The 15,279-nt window shown below is 64.1% G+C and carries 10 protein-coding genes; 7 read left to right on the top strand and 3 right to left on the bottom strand.

The window, feature by feature from the left end:
* Nucleotides 1-6: 6 nt before the first annotated feature.
* Nucleotides 7-903 (bottom strand): DegV family protein, encoded by an 897-nt coding sequence (locus KJS28_RS05970; RefSeq protein ID WP_213542146.1) that lies wholly within the window; start codon nt 901-903, stop codon nt 7-9.
* Nucleotides 904-1,080: 177 nt separating this feature from the next.
* Between KJS28_RS05970 and aroF the strand changes: the two genes are divergently transcribed.
* The 5 genes from aroF to KJS28_RS05945 all read left to right on the top strand — a co-directional run bounded on the left by aroF (nt 1,081) and on the right by KJS28_RS05945 (nt 11,347).
* Complete coding sequence (aroF, locus tag KJS28_RS05965; protein WP_213542145.1) at nt 1,081-2,079, top strand: 3-deoxy-7-phosphoheptulonate synthase; 999 nt, start codon at nt 1,081-1,083, stop codon at nt 2,077-2,079.
* Nucleotides 2,080-2,366: 287 nt separating this feature from the next.
* Entirely contained in the window at nt 2,367-3,962 is a 1,596-nt protein-coding gene (locus KJS28_RS05960) for a CTP synthase (protein ID WP_213542144.1), read from the top strand.
* Nucleotides 3,963-4,331: 369 nt separating this feature from the next.
* Nucleotides 4,332-9,065: a nicotinate-nicotinamide nucleotide adenylyltransferase gene (locus tag KJS28_RS05955; RefSeq protein WP_213542143.1), complete on the top strand. Its 4,734-nt coding sequence runs from the start codon at nt 4,332-4,334 to the stop codon at nt 9,063-9,065.
* Between the two features lie 10 nt (nt 9,066-9,075).
* Entirely contained in the window at nt 9,076-10,299 is a 1,224-nt protein-coding gene (locus KJS28_RS05950) for a Rossmann-fold NAD(P)-binding domain-containing protein (RefSeq protein WP_213542142.1), read from the top strand.
* A gap of 16 nt (nt 10,300-10,315) precedes the next feature.
* On the top strand, nt 10,316-11,347 hold the full coding sequence (locus tag KJS28_RS05945) for an NAD(P)H-dependent oxidoreductase (protein ID WP_213542141.1): 1,032 nt from the start codon (nt 10,316-10,318) through the stop codon (nt 11,345-11,347).
* 64 nt (nt 11,348-11,411) lie between these two features.
* On the opposite strand, the gene KJS28_RS05940 is transcribed toward KJS28_RS05945, so the two are convergent.
* Nucleotides 11,412-12,308, bottom strand: a complete 897-nt coding sequence (locus tag KJS28_RS05940; protein ID WP_213542140.1) for an RluA family pseudouridine synthase — start codon at nt 12,306-12,308, stop codon at nt 11,412-11,414.
* Between the two features lie 95 nt (nt 12,309-12,403).
* Here KJS28_RS05940 and KJS28_RS05935 point away from each other — a divergent pair, with 95 nt between their 5' ends.
* Nucleotides 12,404-13,507, top strand: coding sequence for a DUF362 domain-containing protein (locus KJS28_RS05935; protein WP_213542139.1), 1,104 nt, complete (start codon nt 12,404-12,406; stop codon nt 13,505-13,507).
* Nucleotides 13,508-13,604: 97 nt separating this feature from the next.
* Here the strand turns inward: KJS28_RS05935 and KJS28_RS05930 are convergent, their stop codons facing one another.
* The gene (locus tag KJS28_RS05930) at nt 13,605-14,135 is read right to left on the bottom strand and encodes an O-acetyl-ADP-ribose deacetylase (protein WP_213542138.1); all 531 of its coding nucleotides are present in this window, start codon (nt 14,133-14,135) and stop codon (nt 13,605-13,607) included.
* Between the two features lie 451 nt (nt 14,136-14,586).
* Between KJS28_RS05930 and KJS28_RS05925 the strand changes: the two genes are divergently transcribed.
* Entirely contained in the window at nt 14,587-15,261 is a 675-nt protein-coding gene (locus KJS28_RS05925) for a beta/alpha barrel domain-containing protein (RefSeq protein WP_213542137.1), read from the top strand.
* Nucleotides 15,262-15,279 lie beyond the last annotated feature (18 nt).

Here is a 15,279-nt window from a genome sequence, read left to right as displayed (position 1 = left end):
AAGGGGTCAGTCCATAGTGGGGCGCTCGTCGCCCAGGAAGAACACGGCCACCGTGCCGGGGCCGCTATGGGAGCCAATGATGGTGCCGATGTCGCACAGGCGGATCTTGCCCTTCAGGTGGGGGAAGCGCTCCTCCAGCGCCGTGATGAGCAGGGCGGCGTCCTCCGGACACTGGGAGTGGCAGACGAAGCAGCGCTGGTCGTAGTCCCGGCCGCCCTGAGCGTGCTGCTCCATGACGTTCACGGTGGTCTCCACCGCCTTCTTCTTGCCCCGGACCTTGCTGTAAGCCTTGATGGCCCCCTTATCATCCAGCCGCATGATGGGGCAGATGTTCATGATGGTGGCCACCATGGCCGCTGCGCCGGAGACACGGCCGGTGCGGCGGAACTGGGTCATGTTGGAGGAGAAGAACTGGTGGTGGACCTTGTTGCGGTTTTCCAGCACCCACCGAGCCGTCTCCTCCAGCGTGGCGCCGCTGTCCCGCAGGTCCGCCGCCGCATCCACCAGCAGGCCGTAGCCGGAGGAGGAGCACAGGGAGTCGATGACCACGAGTTTCTTATCAGGGTACTTCTCCTGCAGGAGCTTGGCCGCCGCCACGGCGTTGTGGACGGAGCCGGACTGGCCGGAGGTGAAGGCGATGTGCAGCAGATCGCCCTTTTCCAGCTGGGCCTCGAAGAAGTCCAGATAGGTGCCGACATTGATCTGGGAGGTCTGGGGCAGCTTGCCCGCCTCCAGAAAACGGTAGAACCGGGGCAGAGCTTCCGGGTCACGGCCCATGTCGTCCACGTACTCCTGCCCGTCCACCACGTAGGTATAAAACAGCACGGGAATGTCTCTGCTCTGCATATAGGAATAGGGAAGGTCCACGGTAGAGCAGCAGCTGAGAATGAATTTACGTTCCATATGTCCTCCTCCGGTCAACACACAAAATAGGCACACTGACGGGGTATATTGCAACACACTGTCTATTATATCACATTTCGCCGCCGTGTCAACGAAAAGTCCCTGTGGTTTCCCCGTTGCAATCCGGGGCGCAGTCCGATATAATAAAGATTCAGATCATGATCCCGGAGGCGGCATATGTTCATTCTCACAGAGAAAAATCAGACGGCGGCGGTGCGGCAGGCGCTGCGGCAGCGGCTGAAGGACACCGGCGTTACGGTGGCGCATCCCGGCGGGGAGGTGCTGGTGCTGGAGGGGGAAACCTTTCGGCTGGACGGGGAGAGTCTGCGGCTTCTGCCCGGCGTACGGGCGGTACAGCGGCTGACGAAGCCGTATCCGCTGGCGGCCCGGACGGGGCATCCGGAGGACACGGTGGTATCCGTGGGCAAGGCCCGCATCGGGCAGGATTTCTGCCTCATTGCCGGGCCCTGCGCCGTGGAGTCGTCGGAGCAGGTGACCTCCATCGCCCGGCAGGTGTCCGCCGCCGGGGCGCAGCTGCTGCGAGGCGGCGCCTTCAAGCCCCGGACCTCCCCCTATACCTTTGGAGGGCTGGGGGCCGAGGGGCTGGAGCTGCTGTGCCGTGCGGGCCGGGAGACGGGCTTGCCGGTGGTGTCGGAGATCACCGATCCCCGGCAGCTGTCGCTGTTCCGGGAGGTGGACGTCTTGCAGGTGGGCGCACGGAATATGCAGAATTTCGAGCTGCTGCGGGAGCTGGGGCGGCAGGAGAAGCCGGTGCTGCTGAAGCGCAGCTTCGGGGCCACCGTGACGGAGCTATTGCAGGCGGCGGAATACATCCTTGCCGGCGGCAATGAGCGGGTGATCCTCTGCGAGCGGGGCATCCGCACCTTCGAGACGGACAGCCGGGCCACGCTGGATGTGGCGGGCATTGCCGCCCTGAAGGAGCAGTCCCATCTGCCGGTGCTGGCCGATCCCAGCCATGCCGCCGGGAGGCGGGGGCTGGTGGCTCCGCTGGCGCTGGCGGCGGCAGCTGCCGGGGCGGACGGACTGATGATCGAGGTCCATGACCGGCCGGAGGAGGCTCTCTCCGATGGACGGCAGGCCCTGACCTGCGGCGAATTTGCCCGGCTGGCCCGACGGGTGCAGGCACTGACGGCCCTGCTGCGGCAGGAGGAATGACAAAAGGTGAAACAGCCCTCACGGCGCTGCCGTGAGGGCTGTTTTTATGCGGAAAAGGACCCGGCGGAAAAGGCGGGTCCAAACCTACCATATCACGCCGAAGGCCGGGATGCAAGAGAAATTTTCTCCGGGAGGGAAATTTCAGAGGACTGCCCCATGCACAGGGGGCGGGAGGGGAAAAATCTTGATGATTCTGCGGGCTTGACGGCGTTTTTCTCCGGCGGTAAAATCGGTGGGTAAAAAATCAGAGGGCGGAGAAGCGCCCGCTGTCAAAAGGAGAGGGAGCCATGAAGTATATTTTTGTCACCGGCGGTGTGGTGTCCGGGCTGGGCAAGGGCATCTGCGCCGCATCTCTGGGGCGGCTGCTGAAGCAGTGCGGCCTGCGGGTCAGGAACCAGAAGTTTGACCCATACCTCAATGTGGACCCCGGCACCATGAGCCCCTATCAGCACGGGGAGGTGTTCGTCACCGATGACGGGGCGGAGACGGATCTGGATCTGGGCCACTATGAGCGGTTCGTGGACGAGGCGCTGGACGCCAACTCCTCCGTCTCCTCCGGGAAAATCTACTGGAGCGTATTGAACCGGGAGCGGCAGGGGGGCTATCTGGGCGGCACGGTGCAGATCATCCCTCACGTCACCGATGAGATCAAAAACCGTATCTATGCCATGGATGACGGGCAGACGGATGTGGTCATCTCCGAAATAGGCGGCACGGTGGGCGACATCGAGAGCCAGCCCTTTCTGGAGGCCATCCGGCAGGTGGCGGCGGAGAAGGGCAAGGAGAACGTGCTGTACATCCATGTGCCGCTGATCGTGTCCATCCCCGGCAGCGGAGAGCTGAAGAGCAAGCCCACCCAGCACTCGGTGAAGGAGCTGCTGAGCATCGGCATCCAGCCGGACATTCTGGTGTGCCGCACGGACAGCCCCATCACCGGGGACATCCGGCGGAAGATCGCCCTGTTCTGCAACGTGGAGGAGGACTGCGTCATCCCCAACGTCACGGCCTCCACCCTGTATGAGGTGCCGCTGCTGCTGGAGCGGGAGGGGCTGTGCCGGGTGGCCTGCCGCAAGCTGGGGCTTCCGGTGGTGGAGCCGGACATGGCCCGGTGGCGGGCCATGGTGGAGAAGATCCACGGGGTACACCGCCATGTGACCATTGCGCTGGTGGGGAAGTACACGGGATTGCACGATGCGTATCTCAGCGTGGTGGAGTCCCTGTTCCACGCAGGCACCGCCTGCGACGCAGAGGTGTCCATCCGGTGGGTGGACTCCGAGACCCTGACACCGGAGAACGTGGAGCAGATGCTGGCCGGGTGCGGCGGCGTGCTGGTTCCCGGCGGCTTCGGGGATCGGGGCATCGAGGGGATGATTCTGGCGGCTCAATATGCACGGGAGCATCAGGTGCCGTATCTGGGCATCTGCCTGGGGATGCAGATCGCCGTCATCGAGTTTGCCCGCCACGTGGTGGGCTGGGCCGACGCCCACAGCGCCGAATTCACCGCCATGACGGCCCATCCCGTCATTGACCTGATGTCCGATCAGGTGGGCGTTACCGCCAAGGGCGGCACCATGCGGCTGGGCAAGTACCCCTGCCGACTGGCGGAGGGGAGTCTGGCCCGGAGGGAGTACGGCACGGAGGATATCTCCGAGCGCCACCGGCATCGGTACGAGTTCAACAACCGCTTCCGCTGCGAGATGGAGGCGGCGGGGCTGCGGCTGTCGGGCCTGTCCCCGGACGGCAGCCTGGTGGAGATCGTGGAGGAGCCTGCCCACCACTGGTTCGTGGGGGCGCAGTTCCACCCGGAGTTCAAGAGCCGTCCCGACCGGCCGCACCCGCTGTTCCGGGGCTTTGTGCAGGCATCGCTGGAGACGGCGGAATAAAGCGTATCCGAAAAGCGGCAGGAGGAAGTGACCTCCTGCCGCTTGCGACTGTCGATAAACCCTCCGGTTTTTTCGACAAAAGGCTTGCAGTCTGCTGCGCACATAATTTGTGTGCCATAGGCGCACAAATTCCACACTTGCAGCCTGAGAAGTATTTTCTCTCACGCACATGTCGCAAGAGAAAATGATTTTACTTCTTTGCCGCCTGCGGGCGGCAAACTCTGCGAGGCTTTTTGCGGGGCCAAGGGGGGTGTGCTTTGAAGCGGAAGGGGCGGCTTTTTGTGAAAAAATCCCGGCTGTGCCTTGAAAGACGGAGGGAAATTGTGGCATAATGGAAAAAACAGCATCCATCCGGCGGGAGGTCACACCATGAACAGAAAACGCATCCGACAGATGAACACGGCCCTGCTGCGGCGGCTCACCGGCCGCCCTACGGCGGAGTATTTCAGCGGCCAGCCCCTGCTGGAGCGGCTGGAGAGCGAGAACTACATCCAGCGCTTTGCGCCCCTTTACGACGGCACCCGACTGCGCTGCGGCGACGTGCTGGAGCTGTGCCGCCCGGAGCTGGCGGAGCTTTCCGGCGGAGAGCCGGAGGGCGGGTGGCTGCGCTTTGCCTATGACTTTGCCCGGCGGCAGCTGTTCCCGGAGAAGGAGGCCCCTGCGGCCTATGACGCCGGGGCGGTGTTTTTCCTGTCGCTTTTGCAGGTGCTTTTTGCCGCCGAACGGGAGAAGCTGCCCTTTGACCCGGCATGGGATTTCGACTTTCTATCGGAGACAGAGGCGGCGGATTGCGCCTGCGGCGCCAGCTATCGACAGATGCTGCGGCAGTGGAAGCGGGAGTACGTCTATGAGATGATGCGGCTGGGGCTGGAGGTGACGCCCTACCGCACGCTGGAGCATATCGCCGGGGTGCATCACATCGCATTGACCTGCGGCCGGGCGCTGCGGCGCAGCGGCACGGCGGTGGATCTGGCGCTGGTATCCGGCAGCGCCGCCGGGCACGATCTTGGAAAGTTCGGCTGCCATCCGGGGGAGCGGGTGGCGTATCTGCACTACTACTACACGGATCTGTGGTTCCGCCGCCACCGGCTGACGGACATCGGCCATGTGGCCGCCAACCACTCGGTGTGGGATCTGGAGCCGGAGTATCTGTCGGCGGAGGCGCTGCTGCTGATCTATGCGGACTTCCGGGTGAAGCAGACCCACGACCCGGAGGGGCATGAGATCACCCACATCTCGTCTCTGGCGGAGGCCTTTGACGTGATTTTGAACAAGTTAGACGACGTGGACGGGGAGAAGCGCCGCCGCTACACCAGAGTTTATGCCCGCTTGCAGGACTTCGAGGCGTATATGATCCGCCGGGGGGTGGACGTGACCATGCAGGGGGCGGACACGCAGCCGCTGCCGGAGCAGGCGGTGGCCCTGATGGAGGATGCGGAGGTGCTGGAGTCCCTGACCATGCAGTGTGTGGCCCACAACATGGAACTGATGGACCGGCTTACCGGGCAGCGGAGCTTTGCCTCCCTGCTGGAGCAGGCCCGTGGCGAGACCAACTGGCGGCGGCTGCGGGCCTATCTGGGGGTGTTCGAGTCCTACTCCCTGTATCTGCACATTCCACAGAAGGTGCAGACGCTGGCCTTTCTCTATGAGCTGCTGATGCACCGTGAGGGGGACATCCGCCGTCAGGCGGCGGCTCTCATGGGGGAGATCATCGCAGGGTTCCACGCAGGCTACGCCAAGGAGCGTCCGGCGGACAGCCGTCCCGACCTGCGGACGGTGACGGATCTGGATCAGTGGAGACTGTATCTGGAGAAGATCATCTATCCGGATCACAAGCTGATGCCCCAGCACCGGGGGTGGATCCGGTTCACCCTGAAATTCTGCGTGAAGTCCCTGCTCTCCCGCTGCCCCGGACGGGAGGAGGGGTTTCTGGCGCCGGTGCTGGCGTATCTGCGGCGGCCGGAGCAGCTGGACGATCAGGTGGCGCTGCAGCTGCTGGATGCGGCGGCGGACCTGCCGCTGGAGCTGTGTACCCGGCCACAGCTGAATGCACTGCTCCGTGCGGCGGAGGTACTGTCCGGGCGGGAGAGCCTGACGGTGCAGGCGGCGGCCATGCTGCTGCTGGATCACGTCCACACCTCCATGCCCCGGCAGAAGCGGCCTCTGAAAATTTTGCAGGAGATGGACTGCGGCAATATGTCGCTGGCCCTGCTGCGGGAGGATATCTGCGCCGGAGGCTTGACCTTGCAGGAGACGCAGGTATCGGATATTTTTCTGGATAACCTCAAGACCGCCACGCCGTGGATCATCAAGCAGGTGAACCTGCGGCTGCTGACGGATGATGCACGGAACGACCACGGCTCGGCCCTGCACATCGCCACGCATCTTTCTAACCTCATCAAGGTCAGCGACCGGGTCACGGTGCGCCACGGCGCAGGACTGGCGCTGCTGGAGATCGCTCCCCGGCTGACGGTGGATCAGCGCAATGAGGTCTCAGTGGAGCTGTGCCGGGGGCTGGAGCTGGGGCAGCAGGAGTTCACCAAGTACATTCCCGACTATCTGGGGCGGCTTGCCCTGTGGCTGCCGCCGGAGCAGCTGGACGAGTGCCTGGCGGATCTGGGGGTGACCCTCAGCGCCTCCAGCAGCCGCATCGTGACTCCGGTGCTGGACACCGTGGGCGTCATCTATGAGGAGTACGACATCTATCACCAGAGATTCCCGGAGGAGCCAGAGGAGGCGTGCCTACGCCGCCGGGACCGGCTGCTGGGGATGCTGATGCGAGGACTGGCGGGCATCGACGGAGAGACCCGGCAGGAGGCCATGCTGGTGCTGGGACAACGGGTGTTCGGCTCGGCACAGCTCAGCAACGGCGAGAAGAGCCGGGCCTTCCCCCTGACGGCACGGAAGCTGCTGACCACCTGCCGTCAGGAGGACGGGGATGCACTGTCCTTCTACTATCGGGCCTCCATGCTGGGGCGGCTGTACCGCTTTTTGACGGCCCAGCGGCTGCGGGGCGGCTTCACCTTTGAAGCGCCACGGCCCATCGCCTTTTTCCCCGGTACCTTCGACCCATTCACCCTGTCCCACAAGGCCATTGTCCGAACCATCCGGGATCGGGGCTTCGAGGTACTGCTGGCCATCGATGAGTTCTCGTGGTCCAAGCGCACCCAGCCCTACCGCATCCGGCGGCGCATTGCCGCCATGTCGGTGGCGGACGAATTCCATGTGCAGATCTTCCCGGAGGACTTCCCGGTGAACATCGCCAACCCGGAGAACCTCCACCGGCTGCGGCAGGCCTTCCCCGGACGGAAGGTATCCATCGCCGTGGGAAGCGACGTGGTGGCTCACGCATCCTCCTATCGCAAGCCCGTGGAGCCGGACTCCATCCATACCTTTGACCACATCATCTTCCGTCGGCCCGGTCAGGAGGCCGGGGGCGGCTACGGCGGCATTTACGGCAAGGTACTGGAGCTGACGCTGCCGGAGCCGCTGGAGGAGATCAGCTCCACCCGCATCCGGGAGGCGGTGGACGCCAACCGGGACATCAGCAATCTGGTGGATCCGGCGGTGCAGGAGTTCATCTATCGGAGGGGGCTGTATCTGCGGGAGCCGCAGGACAAGCCCCTGCTGCGGACGGAGGATCTGGATTTTACCGACTATCCCCGGCCGGATGCGTCCATGGAGGCCATGCTGGAGGGGATCTGCCCCGCTGCCATGGTGGAGAAGCTGTGGCAGTGCGGCGACAGTCTCCTGCTGCTGCGCCACGGGATGCAGGGGCAGGTGCTGGGAGCCGTCAGCTACCGGCAGCTGGAGTCCCGTGAGCTGTATGACCGGCTGGGGAGTCTGGAGCTCTCCGGCTATGTGCGGCAGAAGGCCGGGGGTCGGGCGCTGCTCATCAGCGGACTGTGGGTGCCGGACGGCAGCCAGCAGCGGGAGCTGGGGCAGCTGCTGCTGACGGAGGTGTTTACCATGGCACTGGGGCGGGAGTATCCCTGCGCCCTGTACGATCCGCTGCCCGGTGCAGAGCACAGCTATGTGCTGAATTTGCTGCGGCGGCAGGGCTTTGTCCCGGCTCCGGTGTCGGGGCGGCCGGTGCTGGAGGTGGATATGCGCTGCCCCATCGTGCTGAGCCACAACGTGGACACCTCCATCAAGGCTCCGCTGGCCTCCATGCCCCGTGTGACGGCGGCGGTGGCCGTCGCCCATCGGCGCTTGCAGGAGGCGCTGACGGAGTTGCAGCCGGGGTCACTGGTGCTGAGCCTGTCGGCTGGGATCATCTATCACCGGCTGCTCCAGCGCATCACCGCACGCAACGGTGTACCCGCCGAGCCGGTGACGCCCCGGCGGCAGGGGCCGGATATCTGCGTCCCCTATGGAAAGCTGCTGCGGGGCGTGGCGGTGCCTAATACCGTCACCAAGACCCTGCGTACCGACAAGGTATATGAGGCGGATCTGTCGGACTATGCCATCGAGGCCTACCCGGAGTATTCGCCGCTGCCGGATCAGGTGCGGACCATCCGGGCCTTTGACCGGCCCGTTATCTTGGTGGATGATCTGCTCCACGACGGCAAGCGGCTGCGGAGTCTGTCGCCGCTGCTGAAGGAGACGGGGACGCAGGTGGATCTGGTGCTGGTGGGCTATCTAACTGGCATGGGCCGGGATCTGATGGAGGAGCTGGGGTATCCGGTGGAGAGCATCTACTATCTGCCCAATCTGCGGATGCGGTTCGTGGAGTCCACCCTGTACCCCTTCATCGGCGGAGACACCGTGCGGCGGCGGGATCGGCCCACGGAGGGGCTTCAGCCCTCTGTCAACCGCATCTTGCCCTACGCCTCCCCGGAATTTGCCCCCATTGCCCCGGATGTGGCGTGGCGGCTGAGCCTGTGCTGTCTGGAAAACGCAAGGGACATCCTGCTGGCACTGGAGGCGGAGTACCGCTCCCTCTACGCCCGGAACCTGACGCTGAACCGCCTCAGCGAGGCGGTGATCCTGCCCCTGTATCCGGATAAGGGCGGGTGCATGACCTATGATTTGAGCCGTACCGCCTCCACCTATCTGGAGGAGGACATCGAGCTGCTGAAGCGGGTGCGTCCCGCAGAATAAGGAGGCTAACGTGCGATACTATGACTGCGGCGGCTATCCCCTGTGCAGCCGGGAGGTGCTGGCGCTTCCGGCGCTGCACGCTCTGCCGGAGACGGGGGAGGTGCTGTTCGGATTTCACCGCACACCCGGTATCGGGCGGGATACCTTCCCGGTGACGGCGCCGTCCCTGCTGACCGCGGAGGAGGGGGTATCGACCCTTGTGACGGCGGAGGAGCCGGAGACAGATCCGGCGCTGGCGGCGGCCATAGCCGCCGGGCGTGTGCGGGCGGTAAATCTGGCCCACCCCCGACAGGAGGAGCTGCTGCCTCCCCTCCGGAGGAGGGAGCGTGTGCGGGTGAACCTGTTGGCGCTGGGCGATGTGGGCAGTACCCTTCTCATGGGGCTGCGGCTGCTGGGAGGCGATGTCATCGACTCCATCGGCATCTGCGACGTGCGGGAGAACGTTCCCCAGCGGTGGGAGATGGAGCTGAACCAGATCGTCTCACCGGAGGGGGAGAGATTGCCGCCGGTGGAGATCGTCTCCCCGGAGGAGGTGTTTGACGGGGATGTGTTCCTGTTCTGCGCCTCCCGGTTCGTGCCGGATACCTCCGTTACCTCCGGGGACGTCCGCATGGCCCAGTATCAGGTGAACCGGGAACTGGCGGTCCGCTATGCCCGCATGGCCCGGCAGCGGCGCTATGGAGGAATGTTCTGCGTGGTCAGCGATCCGGTGGATCCCCTGTGCCGGGCGGTGCTGGAGGAGAGCAACCGGGACGAGACGGGCCGGTGGGACGGCGGAGGGCTGTTTTCCCATCAGGTGCGGGGCTTCGGACTGGGGGTCATGCAGGCCAGAGCCATGTACTATGCCCAGAAGGAGCCACGGTTTGCCGCCTTTTTGACGGAGGGGCGCACCTACGGCCCACACGGGGCCGATCTGGTGGTGGCCAACTCCATAGAGCACTACGACGACGCACTGTCCCGTGAGCTGACGGAGCGGGTGGTCTCAGCCAATCTGGAGATGCGGCGGCTGGGCTTCAAGCCCTATGTGGCCCCGGCCCTCAGCTCCGGGGCGCTGAGCCTGCTGGCCTGTCTGCGGGGGCAGTGGCACTGCTCGTCCACCTATCTGGATGGGGTGTTTATGGGGGCCAGAAACCGGCTGCTCCCCACGGGGACGGAGCCGGAGCGGCTGCCCCTGCCGGAGGCCTTGCAGGAGCGTTTGAGAGATACCATGGAGCGCCTGCGGGCGATCCGATGAAGAAGGAGGGAGCGGGATGGCACTGACGGTGCTGCTGCCGGAGAATCCATACAGCCGGGAGCTGTTGGCGCTGCTGACACCGCTGCTGCCGCCGGACAGCCAGATCCGTGACCCGGATGCGGGGCTGGAGGGGCTGGCCGGACAGCGGCTGCTGTTTGCTCTGGCACTGGACGAGAGCGGATGCAGCGAGAGCGGGTATCGGATGCTGATGACCCTGCGGAGGAGCCGGACGCTGCTGGAGGGCTGCGTAGCGGGGCTGGTGGTGACGGGGCGGGGAGAGCTATACACCAAGGACGCCGCCCGTGATCTGGTGTTCGCCGCCAATCAGGCGGGCTGCGCCTTTCTGGGACGCCCGCTGGTGGAGGCCACCGGTTCCCTGCGGAACTTCCGGGTGCAGGCCCAGATCGGCGGCACCGATGAGGAGACGGCCTTCCGGGCCGCCGTATCGGAGCTGCTGGAGCGGCTGACGGCGTGGGAGGGGCCTGCCCCCGTGGGGCGGGTGCTGGCGCTGCACGCCTCCCAGCGCAGCACCTCCAACACGCTGGCGCTGTGGGAGATGGTGCGCCGATCCCTGCCGCCGGAGGTGCAGGTGCAGGAGATCTGCCTGCGGAACGGGACCATGGCCGACTGCAACGGATGCAGCTACACCGCCTGTATGCACTTCGGGGAGCAGGGCGGGTGCTTCTATGGCGGGCCGATGGTGGAGGAGGTGTATCCGGCGGTGCGCTCCTGCGACACGCTGGTGATGGTCTGCGCCAACTATAACGATGCCCTCTCCGCCAATCTCACCGCCTGCGTCAACCGTCTGACGGCCTTGTTCCGCCAGACCCGGTTCTATGACAAGCGGCTTTACGGACTGGTGGTGTCCGGCTACTCCGGCGGCGATCTGCTGGCCCGGCAACTGATCTCGGCGCTGAACATGAATAAGGCCTTCTATCTGCCGCCACGGTTCTGCCTGCTGGAGACAGCCAATGAGCGGGGGAGTCTGGTGCGCCTGCCGGGGATCCGGGAGAAGGCCCGGTGCTTTGCGCGGCAGATGATGGAATAAGGGCCGTCTGCGGACGGCTGATGGGAAAAAGCTGCCCCGCCTGCGATGCAGGCGGGGCAGCTTTTTATGCGGGATCGCAGTCCGGCGGGAGCAGGCGGCGCATATCCTCCGGCAGCGGGGCGGTGACATCCAGCCAGCGGCGGGTCACGGGGTGCAGGAGCCGGAGACGGTAGGAGTGCAGCGCCGGACGGGGGATGAGGGTGGGGGCCTCGGTGCCGTAGAGCCAGTCCCCGGCCAGCGGGTGGCCCACAGCGGAGAGGTGGAGCCGCAGCTGGTGGGTGCGGCCCGTCTGGGGCAGCAGCTGCAGCAGAGACAGCTCCCCCGGCAGCAGCGTTTCGTAGAGGGTTCGGGCGGGGAGTCCCATAGGGTCCACGGTGCGGCGGAGCAGAGAGCCGGGGTCCCGGCTGATGGGCAGATCGATGGCACCGGAGGAGGGCTGGGGCGTACCCAGACAGATGCCCCGGTACTCCCGGAGGAAGGAATCGGTGTGCAGCGACTCCATGCACAGGCGGTGGATGTAGCCGGTCTTGGCCACGGCCATGACGCCGGTGGTGCCACGGTCCAGACGGTTGACGCAGTGGAAGCTGTCGGTGCGGAGATAGTGGCACACGGCACCGGCTACGGTGACGGTCTCCTCCGTCAGGGCGGAGGGATGGATGGCGATGCCGGCGGGCTTATTCAGCAGGAGAAGATCCTCGTCCTCCCACAGAATATCCAGCGGATAGGCCACGGGGCGGATGTGGGGGTTTTCTCCCGGCAGGTCGGAGACGTCCGCCGCCAGCACGTCGCCGGCCTCTGTGCGGGTGGAGACGATGACGGGGATACCGTTCAGGGTGATGGCGCCGGGCCGCCATTTCAGCTTGGCCAGAAAGCTGCCGGAGATACGGAGCTGCCGGCGCAGCAGGGTTCGTACCGGCAGGCCGGCCTCCTGCGGGGTAACGGTGTGGGTCAAGAGACGCATGAAAAAACACCTCCTTGGGGATATTTTCAGTCTACCACATTTTCGGGAAATGTGGTAGACTGAACGCATCAATTTACAGAAAGCGGGGGATCCCTATGGCATCAAAAGTTTATTGGGCGGATCTGCGGGCGGATTTCCACGAGAATCTCCAGCAGAAGCTGACCCGCCTCATGAAAACCGCCGGGATGGGCGAAATCGACTTCGACCGGAAGTTCGTGGCCATCAAAATGCACTTTGGTGAACCGGGCAATCTGGCCTTCTTGCGGCCCAACTGGGCCAAGACGGTGGCAGATTTCGTGAAAGAGCGGGGTGGCAAGCCCTTCCTCACCGACTGCAACACCCTGTATGTAGGGGGACGGAAGAACGGGCTGGATCATCTGGATACGGCGTGTCTCAACGGCTTCAATCCCATGACCACGGGATGTCAGGTCATCATCGCAGACGGCATCAAGGGCAGCGACGAGGTGGCTGTGCCGGTGGTGGGCGGCCGGCTGGTGAAGGAGGCCAAGATCGGTCGGGCCGTCATGGATGCCGACGTGTTCATCTCCCTGACCCACTTCAAGGGCCATGAGGAGGCGGGCTTCGGCGGGGCGCTGAAGAACATCGGCATGGGCTGCGGCAGCCGGGCCGGGAAGATGGAGCAGCACAACGCCGGAAAGCCCCATGTGAACCATGAACACTGCGTGGGCTGCGGGATGTGTACCAGGATCTGCGCCCACAGCGCTCTGTCCGTTGCGGAGAGAAAGGCCAACATCGATCACAGCCGCTGCGTGGGCTGCGGCCGCTGCATCGCCATCTGTCCCCGGAACGCCATCCAGATCGACTGGGATGAGACGGTGACGAATCTGAACCGAAAGATCGCAGAGTACTCCAAGGCGGTGGTGGACGGGCGGCCCTGCTTCCATATCTCACTGGTCATCGACGTGTCGCCCAACTGCGACTGTCACGCCGAGAACGACGCCGCCATTGTTCCCAATGTGGGAATGTTCGCCTCCTTCGACCCGGTGGCACTGGATATGGCCTGTGTGGATGCCGTCAACGCTCAGCCGGTGATGCGGGGTTCTGCGGCCGACGGCGGTGACGTCCATGACCACGACCACTTCCATCGCATCCATCCGGAGACGGATTGGATGAGCTGTCTGGAGCACGCCGAGAAGATCGGCATCGGCACCAGAGCGTATGAGCTTATCAAGATCTGAAGAGTGCGATAGACGAAAGCGCCGCCCGGTGGGGCGGCGCTTTTGCTTCGGGAGGGTGTGCTGCTTACGGGCAGCGCACGCTATGGGGCTTTGCGGGTCAGTCCTCATGGGGCTTCGTCTCCTGATAGAGCATATTCCACACCACCTGATAGGCGTGGAGGGCCTGGGGGGAGTGGCAGACCATGGTGACGGACAGCTGCGGATGAAGGCGCAGGAAGTCCGTGATGGCCTTCAGGGCCACATGAGCCGCCTGCATCAGCGGATAGTGGTAGACACCGGTGCTGATGGAAGGGAAGGCCACCGTGCGGCAGCCGTTCTCCAGTGCCAGCGTCAGGCAGCTGCGGTAGCAGGAGGCCAGTTGGGCGGCCTCGCCGTGGCCGCCGCCCCGCCAGATGGGGCCGGGGGTGTGGATCACGTACCGGCAGGGCAGGTCATAGCCACCGGTGATGCGGGCCTCGCCGGTGGGGCAGCCGTTCAGCGTTTTGCACTCGGCCATGAGACCCGGCCCGGCGGCCCGGTGGATGGCACCGTCTACCCCGGCGCCGCCCAGCAGGGAGGTGTTGGCGGCATTGACGATAGCATCAGCGTGGAATTGGGTGATATCACCCTGCACGATGGAGAGATTCATGACGGCCTCCTAAGATGATATTTGACGTTTTCCGGAGCAAAGGAAATTGCGGCCAAGGAGAAAACAATGGACAAAAGGGAGCAGGTCAAACCGATAGACGGGGATTTATCTTCCGGCCAGGGAATTGTCCCACCCTATGCACGATGGTAGGACATGGTATCTTCATCGGCCAGCATCATTTGCCGAAACCAAAAGTCCTCATATTTGGGCTCATATAAAGCAAGCGTAATTACTTCCACAGACGCCGATTTGCCGAATGGATATTCAGTATAGCACACACGAACTTCGATCGCAAGTGATCGGCAGGGGGACGTATCCCTTATAAGCTGCATCCTGTTAAGGGACTTTACAAAAATGAACAAAACGTAAAAATCTGACGAATAACTTGGGAAATATTTACAGAGACGGGGAGATATGCTACAATGTGTCTAATAATACAAGACATGGAGGGATGACGGTGAAGAAGTTTGTACCGGTTTATGAGGGGGAGCTGCGCAAGCACAGCATTCAGGTTCCCCGCTGCATCAGCGAGTGCAGCGGCATCCGCATTTTCGGGCGGCGCATCAAGTCGCTGGTGTTTTCCACGGATGTGGCCATTATCAAGAACATCAACGCCGACGCCGTCATCGCCGTGTATCCCTTTACGCCCCAGCCGGCTATCACACAGGCCATTCTGTCGGTGTCGGAGGTGCCGGTGTTTGCCGGGGTGGGGGGTGGCCTCACCAATGGGCAGAGGTCGGCCAGCATCGCCGCCTATGCCGAGCATCAGGGGGCCTTTGGGCTGGTGTGCAACACCTTCATCACCGAGGAGGCCATCCGGGCCATCAAAGAGACGGTGGAGATCCCGCTGGTGTACACGGTGGTGTCGGAGCAGGCGGACGTGGCCGGGAAGCTGGCGGCGGGGGTGGATTTCCTCAACGTATCCGGGGCGGCCCGGACGCCGGAGATCGTGGCCCATATCCGGGAGCAGTTCCCGGAGGTGCCTATCATTGCCACCGGCGGGCCGACGGATGACACCATCCGGGCCACCATCGAGGCTGGGGCCAATGCCATCACCTACACGCCGCCCACCAGCGCCGAACTGTTTTCCGAGAGTATGCGGAAATACCGGGGCAGGTTTGCGTAAGAGGCTGCGAAAGAGCAG

The sequence above is a fragment of the Vescimonas coprocola genome (assembly GCF_018408575.1).
GTDB classification, from domain to species: Bacteria; Bacillota; Clostridia; order Oscillospirales; family Oscillospiraceae; genus Vescimonas; species Vescimonas coprocola.
Note: the sequence above shows the minus strand (reverse complement) of the source record. Positions and strands in the feature narration are given on the sequence as shown.

Bases quoted from the DNA above. Each gene is read 5' to 3' on its own strand.
- KJS28_RS05970 (WP_213542146.1), bottom strand. From the start codon at position 903: ATGGAACGTAAATTCATTCTCAGCTGCTGCTCTACCGTGGACCTTCCC.
- aroF (WP_213542145.1), top strand. From the start codon at position 1,081: ATGTTCATTCTCACAGAGAAAAATCAGACGGCGGCGGTGCGGCAGGCG.
- KJS28_RS05960 (WP_213542144.1), top strand. From the start codon at position 2,367: ATGAAGTATATTTTTGTCACCGGCGGTGTGGTGTCCGGGCTGGGCAAG.
- KJS28_RS05955 (WP_213542143.1), top strand. From the start codon at position 4,332: ATGAACAGAAAACGCATCCGACAGATGAACACGGCCCTGCTGCGGCGG.
- KJS28_RS05945 (WP_213542141.1), top strand. From the start codon at position 10,316: ATGGCACTGACGGTGCTGCTGCCGGAGAATCCATACAGCCGGGAGCTG.
- KJS28_RS05940 (WP_213542140.1), bottom strand. From the start codon at position 12,308: ATGCGTCTCTTGACCCACACCGTTACCCCGCAGGAGGCCGGCCTGCCG.
- KJS28_RS05935 (WP_213542139.1), top strand. From the start codon at position 12,404: ATGGCATCAAAAGTTTATTGGGCGGATCTGCGGGCGGATTTCCACGAG.
- KJS28_RS05930 (WP_213542138.1), bottom strand. From the start codon at position 14,135: ATGAATCTCTCCATCGTGCAGGGTGATATCACCCAATTCCACGCTGAT.
- KJS28_RS05925 (WP_213542137.1), top strand. From the start codon at position 14,587: ATGACGGTGAAGAAGTTTGTACCGGTTTATGAGGGGGAGCTGCGCAAG.